Genomic DNA, 1,662 nt, shown 5'->3' with positions numbered 1-1,662 from the left:
GGTGTCGCTGCCGGAGCGGCCGGTGCTGGTGGCGGAGCGCACGGGCCGCTCCTGAAGTCCTGTGCCCGTGAATCCGTGAGTTCGTGAGTTCGCGCGAGAGAGAGAAAATGACCCCCCGCACCCCCCACACTCCCCGTACCTCCGACACCGGCGATCTGCCCCGACTCCCGCCGCAGGCAGTCCTGTTCGACATGGACGGCACGCTCGTCGACACCGAGCGGCTGTGGTGGGAGGCGGTGGAGCAGGTCGCCGGGAGACCGCTGACCGAGGCAGACCAGCCGGACGTGCTCGGCCGCCCCGTCGAGCACACGGCTGACTGGCTGGCCGCCGCCACGGGGGCGGCGGCCGGGCAGCTCGCCGCCGAACTGCACCGGGAGTTCGCGGCCCGCGTCCGCACCGGAATCGTGCCCCGCCCCGGCGCGCTCGACCTGCTGGACGCGCTCGCCGAGGCCGGCATACCCACCGCCCTGGTGACCGCCTCCCCCCGGGCCGTCGCCGACACCGTGCTCGAAGCGCTCGAAGCGCTCGGAGCCAGCCGCTTCGCGGTCTCCGTGACCGCCGACGACACCGAGCACACCAAGCCCGCCCCCGACCCCTACCTCGCCGCCTGCCGAGCCCTGGGCGTCGACCCGGCCGCCTGCGTCGCCGTCGAGGACACCGAGACCGGTGTCACCTCGGCCGAGGCGGCGGGCTGCGCCGTGCTCGCCGTGCCGTCGCTCGCGCCGATCGGGGCGGCGCCCGGCCGGACGGTACGGGCCAGCCTGGCCGGGGTCACCGTGGCACAGCTCGGCGCGATGGTGACCCGTGAACTCCCTTACGAGCTGCGGGTGATGAGCTGGAACCTCTGGCTCGGCGGTACGAAGGTCGACGACCACCGCGAGAAGCAGCTCAAGGTGATCGCCGAGACGGGCGCGGACGTGGTCGGTCTCCAGGAGACGAACGGCACCTCGGCCCAGGAACTGGCCGAGGCGCTCGGCTGGCACCATCACCAGGCGGGCCCGAACCTCGGCGTCGTCAGCCGGTATCCGATCACGGCCCGGCTCGGTGACCCGGACGTCGGCTTCTACGGGGCGACCGGGGTACGGATACGGCTGGACGGCGGGCTGGAGGTGGACGTCTGGAGCGCCCACCTCGACTGCGCGCCGTACGGGCCGTACGAGATCCGCTTCGATGGGCGTCCGGCGGCGGAGGTGATCGCCCATGAAGGCGGGCGGCTGGAGCAGATGCGGGAGATCCTGCGGCGGATCACCGACTCCGTCGTCGACGACTCGGCGCCCGTCGTGCTCGTCGGGGACTTCAACACGCCGTCGCATCTGGACTGGCCGGATGTGGAGTGGCCGGTGACGAAGGCGGCGGCCGAGGCGGGGCTGCGGGACTCCTACCGGGAGGCGAACCCGGACGCGGTCCGGGATCCCGGGCACACCTGGTCGCCGATCCATGCCGAGCACGAGGACGGGAGCGGGCGGGCGGAGCCGCAGGACCGGATCGACTTCGTGCTGTACGGAGGGGAGGGGCTGCGGGTGCTGGAGTCGCGGACTGTGGTGAGCGGGGCGGTGAAGGCGTGGCCAGAGGTGGCCGGTAACGGCTGGCCCTCGGACCATGCGGCGGTGCTGACGCGGTTCGGGGTGCGGTAGGGGTTTCGTCGCCCCCGCCGCCCCTTCC

General features: G+C 73.3%; 1 protein-coding gene. It reads left to right on the top strand.

Annotated elements, in window-relative coordinates; translation table 11 throughout:
* The first annotated feature begins 107 nt into the window (after positions 1 to 107).
* Positions 108 to 1,634 (top strand): HAD-IA family hydrolase, encoded by a 1,527-nt coding sequence (locus AOK08_RS41860; RefSeq protein ID WP_055535815.1) that lies wholly within the window; start codon positions 108 to 110, stop codon positions 1,632 to 1,634.
* Positions 1,635 to 1,662: the final 28 nt, after the last annotated feature.

It is taken from the genome of Streptomyces graminilatus, from assembly GCF_001418565.1.
GTDB lineage: Bacteria > Actinomycetota > Actinomycetes > Streptomycetales > Streptomycetaceae > Streptomyces > Streptomyces graminilatus.
This window is presented reverse-complemented; position numbering and strand designations above follow the sequence as displayed.